Source organism: Pseudomonas sp. NPDC099000 (genome assembly GCF_044759925.1).
Classification (GTDB): Bacteria; Pseudomonadota; Gammaproteobacteria; order Pseudomonadales; family Pseudomonadaceae; genus Aquipseudomonas.
Window position 1 is genome coordinate 21,250 of record NZ_JBIWAF010000006.1, and the last position, 7,136, is coordinate 28,385.

The 7,136-nt window shown below is 58.5% G+C and carries 7 protein-coding genes; 1 reads left to right on the forward strand and 6 read right to left on the reverse strand.

Annotated elements, in window-relative coordinates; genetic code table 11:
• The first annotated feature begins 1 nt into the window (after position 1).
• Positions 2 to 475, forward strand: coding sequence for an SOS-induced cell division inhibitor SulA (sulA, locus tag ACIQV9_RS09820; protein WP_403100556.1), 474 nt, complete (start codon positions 2 to 4; stop codon positions 473 to 475).
• Positions 476 to 568: 93 nt separating this feature from the next.
• Here sulA and ACIQV9_RS09825 read toward each other — a convergent pair whose 3' ends face one another.
• The 6 genes from ACIQV9_RS09825 to ACIQV9_RS09850 form a co-directional block, all read right to left on the reverse strand.
• Entirely contained in the window at positions 569 to 802 is a 234-nt protein-coding gene (locus ACIQV9_RS09825) for a hypothetical protein (protein WP_010456352.1), read from the reverse strand.
• Between the two features lie 106 nt (positions 803 to 908).
• On the reverse strand, positions 909 to 1,433 hold the full coding sequence (locus tag ACIQV9_RS09830) for a DUF6586 family protein (RefSeq protein ID WP_403100559.1): 525 nt from the start codon (positions 1,431 to 1,433) through the stop codon (positions 909 to 911).
• A gap of 141 nt (positions 1,434 to 1,574) precedes the next feature.
• Entirely contained in the window at positions 1,575 to 4,202 is a 2,628-nt protein-coding gene (gene topA, locus ACIQV9_RS09835) for a type I DNA topoisomerase (protein ID WP_403100561.1), read from the reverse strand.
• A gap of 114 nt (positions 4,203 to 4,316) precedes the next feature.
• Positions 4,317 to 4,553 carry a DUF1653 domain-containing protein gene (locus ACIQV9_RS09840; protein ID WP_046047845.1) on the reverse strand — a complete coding sequence of 79 codons (237 nt, stop codon included), beginning with the start codon at positions 4,551 to 4,553 and terminating at the stop codon, positions 4,317 to 4,319.
• A gap of 100 nt (positions 4,554 to 4,653) precedes the next feature.
• On the reverse strand, positions 4,654 to 5,829 hold the full coding sequence (gene fadA, locus ACIQV9_RS09845; RefSeq protein WP_010456360.1) for an acetyl-CoA C-acyltransferase FadA: 1,176 nt from the start codon (positions 5,827 to 5,829) through the stop codon (positions 4,654 to 4,656).
• 32 nt (positions 5,830 to 5,861) lie between these two features.
• A partial coding sequence (locus ACIQV9_RS09850; protein ID WP_403100565.1) for a 3-hydroxyacyl-CoA dehydrogenase NAD-binding domain-containing protein occupies positions 5,862 to 7,136 on the reverse strand: 1,275 nt, incomplete at its 5' end.

Consider the following 7,136-nt stretch of genomic DNA (forward strand, 5'->3'; position numbering starts at 1 on the left):
TATGCAGTTCCCACACACATCACAGCAAGCCCAACTGCCGTTGTTCGAGGCGTTCATGGTGCAGCCGTTAGCGCCGATCCTGAAAGACGTGGTCGAGTCGCCCTGGAGCGCCGAACCCGAAGTCTTCAGCGAGATTTCACTGCGTGGTGCGGCCGGGAACTGCCTGAACCTTTTGGCGCCGATTCTTCGGGAATTGAGCCAGGATCAGGACGCGCGGTGGCTGACACTGATCGCCCCGCCCGCCAGCCTGACTCAGACGTGGTTGCGGGACGCCGGCCTTAACCGCGAACGCATCCTGCTGCTCCAACCTCGCGGCACTCAGAGCGCTCAGCAGTTGACCTGCGAAGCCTTGCGCCTGGGCCGCAGCCATACGGTAGTCAGCTGGATCAACCCTTTGAACGCAAACTCACGGCAACAGTTGATCAGCGCAGCCCGTACCGGGGATGCGCAGAGCCTGAATATTCGCTTGGGTTAATGTGTCAACAATGCGCGCAATGCATGGCGCGGGGCTTCTCAAAGGATAGAGAAGCCGGTTCGTAGCCGTATCAGCAGAAAGCGGCGACTGGGATCAGTGGAGGACCCGCGAACTCTCATCCGTATTGAATTCGCCTTCAACCAGGCGTCCTGCCATCTGGACACCGACGCTCAACATCGCCTTGGCGACTTCCACGTGCTGGCCCTGCAGGAAAGCCTTGGCATCCTCGGAGAAATCCAAAGTAACCAGAGAACCCTCGTCCTCGGCCCTGCGCAGCTCGATCCGGCCGTCTGGTAACTCGACAATTTCTAGAAAGGACGTTGGCATAAAGGTCTGTTCTCCACGAAAGGCGGGGATTATATAGGCATCGGCCAGGCTTCGCTCGGTAACTTGACCAGCAGCGCTTTTAATCGCACCACCGGCTCTCAGTCGATCAGCACTCGTTCAAGCCTTCGCGAAACCGGATAGCCAGCCCTTTGAGGTTCTGACGCCAGCTCTCCAGCTCTTCGCGACTCAACTCCCCAGGCACCTCTTCTTCATCCAGGTTAACGGCCAGAATGAGCGGCTGAGTCACGTCGCCCTTGGGCTTATGCGGAGCGCGAGGCGGTTGAAACATCGCCGCGTGAGCCGCCAGCAGCTTGGCCAGCCAGGTTTCCGGATTCTGGGCCAGCTCGACCATCTCAGCCATCTCGGGAATGGCGATGGCTTCCAGCACTTCACGAGTCAGCAACATTTCTGCCCGAGGTGCATTGGCCTGCGGTAAGCGGTAGAAGCCGGCGATTTCATGGCACAGGCCCAGCAACGCTCCGTACAGGTGAAACAACGCCGACTCGCGCCCAGCCTGAATCAGCGCCAGGGAATTCATCGCCCGCCCCTCTTCGGCTCGGGCGAGCGCTTCCAGCGACAGGCCGGCGAAATAAATCTTCTGGTTGGTACGGGTATAGAGTTCGTGGGCCATGACGGCAGCCTCCACAACGAAATAATTGCTTCACGCAGGTCAGACAGTGTCGTGGATCAGCCGATCTGACCGCAAGCACAAAACAAAAAGGCCGCATGAAAACCCGAGGGTTGTCATGCGGCCTTTTGTGTACAGCCTGTTTTACGCTTTGGCTGCCGGACGCTTGTCTTCAACCGTCCATTTGCCGCCGTCGTAGTACGCCTTCCAGCCAGTCGGCTTACCGTCGACTTCAGTCTGCACGTACTGCTCTTTGGTTTTGCGGCTGTAGCGAATTACGGAAGGCAGACCATCCGGGTCTTTCTTCGGCGCTTCGCAGAGGAAGTGGTACTTCGGATCGATCTCATCCTTGTGCGGCACAATTTCGATGACCAGCGGAGCACGCGTCTCGCGGTTTTTCGGGAATTGGCTGGCCGCCAGGAACAGACCGGAAGCACCGTCGCGCAGGATGTAAGTGTCGTTGACCTTTTCGCATTTCAGCTCAGGCATCTTCACCGGATCCATCTTCGGCGGCGCCGCATCACCGCTTTTCAGCAGTTTGCGGGTGTTCTTGCACGTCGCGTTGGTGCAACCGAAGAACTTGCCGAAACGGCCGGTCTTGAGCTGCATCTCGCTGCCACACTTGTCGCATTCCAGGCTCGGACCTTCGTAGCCTTTGATGCGGTAAGTGCCCTCTTCGATTTCGTAGCCCGAGCAATCCGGGTTGTTACCGCAGATGTGCAGCTTGCGCTTCTCATCCAGCAGGTAAGCGTCCATTGCCGTGCTGCAGATCGGGCAGCGGTGCTTGCCGCGCAATACCAGGGATTCCGATTCACCCTCATCGTCGGCAGCGATTTCATCGCCCGGTACCAGGTTGACGGTGGCCTTGCAGCGTTCTTTCGGTGGCAGGCTGTAACCCGAGCACCCCAGGAACACGCCGGTCGATGCAGTACGAATCTGCATCGGACGACCGCACAACACGCACGGAATGTCAGTCATCACCGGCTGGTTGGCGCGCATGCCGCCTTCGGCGCTTTCGGCTACTTCGAGTTTCTTCTTGAAGTCGCCATAGAACTCGTCGAGCACGTTTTTCCAGTCGCGTTCGCCTTGGGCCACGTCATCGAGGTTCTCTTCCATGCCGGCGGTAAAGCCATAGTCCATGAGATTGGAGAAGCTCTCGGCCAGACGCTCGGTGACGATGTCGCCCATCTTTTCCGAGTAGAAACGACGGTTGTGCAGCGCAACGTAGCCACGGTCCTGGATGGTCGAAATGATCGCAGCGTAGGTCGAAGGACGACCGATGCCGCGTTTTTCCATTTCCTTGACCAGGCTCGCTTCCGAGTAACGCGCCGGTGGCTTGGTGAAGTGCTGGGTCGGATCAAGCTTGATCAGCTTCATCGCGTCGCCCTGGGCCATGTCCGGCAGCACGTCGTCATCGCCAGGCTTGGCAATTTGCGGCATGACGCGGGTGTAACCGTCGAACTTCAGGATACGGCCCTTGGCACGCAGCTCGAAGTCGCCGGCACCGACGGTAACCGTGGTCGACAGGTATTGGGCCGGCAGCATCTGGCAAGCGAGAAACTGGCGCCAGATCAGCTCGTAGAGCCGCTCTGCATCACGTTCCATGCCCGACAGTTTGCTTGGCTCGGTGTTGGCGTCAGACGGACGAATCGCTTCGTGAGCCTCTTGTGCACCTTCCTTGCTGCTGTAGACGTTCGGGTTTTCCGGCAGGTACTTCTTGCCGAACTCGCCTTCAATATAAGTGCGCGCCATCGTCACGGCATCAGCCGAAAGGTTGGTGGAGTCGGTACGCATATACGTGATGTAGCCGGCTTCGTACAAACGCTGGGCCATCATCATGGTTTTCTTCACACCGAAGCCCAGGCGGTTACTCGCGGCCTGTTGCAGGGTGGACGTGATGAACGGTGCCGACGGCTTGCTGCTGGTCGGTTTGTCTTCGCGCTTGACGATGCTGTAGCTGGAAGCCTTGAGCTTCGCCAGCGCGGCCATGGCCTGGGCTTCGTTGAGCGGCTTGAAGGCTTCGCCTTTCTCGCGAGCCACGTCAAAGCGCACGGTTGCGCCCTTGGCGGTGCCGAGGTCGGCGTGGACTTCCCAATACTCTTCCGGGTTGAACGCGCGAATTTCACGTTCGCGTTCGACCACCAGCTTCACGGCAACCGATTGCACGCGACCGGCAGACAGGCCACGGGCAACCTTGGCCCACAGCAGCGGCGAAACCATGTAACCCACCACGCGGTCGAGGAAACGACGCGCCTGTTGTGCGTTGACACGGTCAATGTCCAGTTCGCCCGGTTTGGAGAAGGCTTCCTGGATCGCTTTCTTGGTGATTTCGTTGAACACCACGCGCTTGTAGCGGCTGTCGTCACCACCGATGGCTTCGCGCAGGTGCCAGGCAATGGCTTCCCCCTCGCGATCCAAGTCGGTTGCGAGATAGATGGTGTCAGCATCTTTGGCGAGCCGGCGCAGCTCTTCGATGACCTTTTCCTTGCCCGGGAGGATCTCGTACTTGGCTTTCCAGCCATGATCGGGATCGACACCCATGCGCGAGACCAGCTGCTTGCGCGCTTTCTCTTTCGGCGTGAGCACCGGACCTTCACCTGCGGCGGCCTTGCCGCGCTTGGCGGCTGGCTCTTTGCTGGCGCTAGCCGAACCGCTGGTGGGCAGGTCTCGGATATGGCCGATACTCGACTTCACCACGTATTGGTTACCCAGATACTTGTTGATGGTCTTGGCCTTAGCCGGGGATTCCACAATGACCAGCGATTTGCCCATGGATCAGAAAATTCCTGAATTCTAGAAGTGAAAGGCGGTTGGCGCCTGACGCGGCACCGCTATATATAGTGGCTACAAGGTGAGGTCAAGCACAGGGTCCTGCGCGCACTCAGCTTATGGCTTGGAAAAAAGGCTCGGTTCGGCTTGCACCAAAGCAAAGCGTGGCACCTGTTCGCCGTCAACCTCGACCGACTCCAGGAACATGCTCAAGGGACGCACCCAAAAGCCGTAATCGCCATACAGGGCTTGGTAGAAGACCACTTCTTCTTCGGTTTCCGAATGCCGCGCAATGCTGAATACGCGGTACTGCGGACCTTTGTAATGCTGGTAGAGCCCAGGTTGTATCGGCATGGTTTGGCCCTCACTCAAATCTTTTAAAAATAAAAACAAAAAATAAATTCAGAAAAACAAAAACCGGGGCACTTGGCCCCGGCTTCCATCAACGAAACGCTTAAACGCGTTCGAAGACGGTGGAGATGCCTTGGCCGAGACCAATGCACATGGTGGCTACCCCGAAGGTGCCGCCATTCTGCTTCATCACGTTCAGCAGAGTGCCGGAGATACGGGCACCGGAGCAACCGAACGGGTGACCCAGGGCGATCGCGCCGCCGTGCAGGTTAACCTTCTCGTTCATCTTGTCGAGCACTTTCAGATCTTTCAGCACTGGCAGAGCCTGTGCGGCGAAAGCTTCGTTGAGCTCGAAGAAGTCGATATCGTTAATGCCAAGGCCCGCACGTTTCAGTGCTTTCTGAGTGGCCGGTACTGGACCATAGCCCATGATTGCCGGGTCCACACCTGCCACTGCCATCGAGCGGATAACCGCCAGCGGCTGGATGCCCAGGTCCTGTGCACGCTGCGCCGACATCACGATCATGCACGAAGCACCGTCGGTGATCTGCGACGAAGTACCAGCAGTCACGGTGCCGCCCTTCGGGTTAAACGCCGGCTTCAGAGCCGCCAGGCTTTCCAGGGTAGTTTCCGGACGAATGGTTTCGTCGTAGTCGAACAGTTTCAGGAAACCGTTCTCATCGTAGCCCTGCATCGGGATGATTTCGTCTTTGAACTTGCCTTCCAGGGTCGCCTTGTGGGCGAGCTGGTGGGAGCGCACGCCGAAAGCGTCCTGTTGTTCGCGAGTGATGCCGTGCATTTTACCCAGCATTTCAGCGGTCAGGCCCATCATGCCCGAAGCTTTTGCCGCGTACAGCGACATGTGCGGGTTCGGATCGACACCGTGCATCATGCTTACGTGGCCCATGTGCTCGACGCCGCCGACGACGAACACGTCACCGTTGCCGGTCATGATCGCTTGTGCGGCAGTGTGCAGCGCGCTCATCGACGAACCACACAGACGGCTGACGGTCTGGCCGGCAGCAGTGTGCGGGATCTGCGTCATCAGGGACGCCATGCGCGCGATGTTCCAGCCCTGCTCCAGGGTCTGGTTTACGCAGCCCCAGATCACGTCTTCGACTTCGTTCGGATCAACCTTGACGTTGCGTTCCAGCAGTTTGCTGATCAGGTGCGCCGACATGTCTTCGGCGCGGGTGTTGCGGTGCATGCCGCCCTTGGAGCGGCCCATCGGAGTACGACCGAAGTCGACAATCACGACGTCTCTTGGATTCAAGCTCATAAAATTTCACTCTCGCTCAAGTGTTGGGACGCTTAACCGAAGAACCGTTGGCCGGTTTTGGCCATTTCACGCAGTTTTGCGGTCGGGTGGTACAGCGCGCCCAAATCAGCGTACTGGTCAGCCAGGGCAACGAACTCGGCAACACCGATCGAATCGATGTAGCGCAGCGCACCGCCACGGAATGGAGGGAAACCAATACCGTAGACCAGGCCCATGTCGGCTTCGGCGGCAGTTTCGACAATGCCGTCTTCCAGGCAACGCACGGTTTCCAGGCACAGCGGGATCATCATCCAGTTGATGATGTCTTCGTCAGTGACTTCGCGCTGCTCGTAAACGATCGGCTTGAGCACTTCCAGCACCGACGGATCGGCTACTTTCTTCTGCTTGCCTTTCTTGTCGGTCTCGTAAGCGTAGAAACCCTTGCCATTCTTCTGGCCCAGGCGCTTGGCTTCGTAGAGCACGTCGACAGCCGAACGGCGGTCGTCTTTCATGCGGTCCGGGAAACCTTCAGCCATCACGTCACGACCGTGGTGGCCAGTGTCGATGCCGACCACGTCCATCAGGTACGCCGGGCCCATTGGCCAGCCGAATTTTTCCATGATCTTGTCGATACGGACGAAGTCCACACCGGCGCTGACCAGCTTGGCGAAACCGCCGAAGTACGGGAACAGGACGCGGTTGACCAGGAAGCCCGGGCAGTCATTGACGACGATCGGGTTCTTGCCCATTTTCTTGGCGTAGGCAACGGTGGTGGCCACGGCCAGCTCACTGGATTTCTCGCCACGAATCACTTCAACCAGCGGCATCATGTGCACCGGGTTGAAGAAGTGCATGCCGACGAAGTTTTCCGGACGCTTGAGGGCTTTGGCCAGCAAGGTGATGGAAATGGTCGAGGTGTTGGACGCGAGGATGGTGTCCTCTTTGACCTTGTCTTCGACTTCGGCCAGAACGGCTTGCTTGACCTTCGGGTTCTCGACGACTGCTTCGACAACCAGGTCAACGTGACCAAAATCACCGTAGGACAGGGTCGGACGAATGCCGTTGAGCACTTCAGCCATTTTCGCCGGGGTCATGCGACCTTTATCAACGCGGCCGACCAGCAGCTTGGCGGCTTCAGCCAGGCCTTGTTCGATACCGTGCTCGTTGATGTCCTTCATCAGGATCGGCGTACCTTTGGAGGCCGACTGATAAGCGATACCGCCACCCATGATGCCGGCGCCCAATACAGCGGCGTGCTGCTCGTGGGTGGCGATTGCGTCGTTGGGCTTGGCGTTGGGGGGGTGTGGCTGATCGTGGTGGACCAGAGC

Bases quoted from the DNA above. Each gene is read 5' to 3' on its own strand.
- fadA (WP_010456360.1), bottom strand. From the start codon at position 5,829: ATGAGCTTGAATCCAAGAGACGTCGTGATTGTCGACTTCGGTCGTACT.
- ACIQV9_RS09825 (WP_010456352.1), bottom strand. From the start codon at position 802: ATGCCAACGTCCTTTCTAGAAATTGTCGAGTTACCAGACGGCCGGATC.
- topA (WP_403100561.1), bottom strand. From the start codon at position 4,202: ATGGGCAAATCGCTGGTCATTGTGGAATCCCCGGCTAAGGCCAAGACC.
- sulA (WP_403100556.1), top strand. From the start codon at position 2: ATGCAGTTCCCACACACATCACAGCAAGCCCAACTGCCGTTGTTCGAG.
- ACIQV9_RS09840 (WP_046047845.1), bottom strand. From the start codon at position 4,553: ATGCCGATACAACCTGGGCTCTACCAGCATTACAAAGGTCCGCAGTAC.
- ACIQV9_RS09830 (WP_403100559.1), bottom strand. From the start codon at position 1,433: ATGGCCCACGAACTCTATACCCGTACCAACCAGAAGATTTATTTCGCC.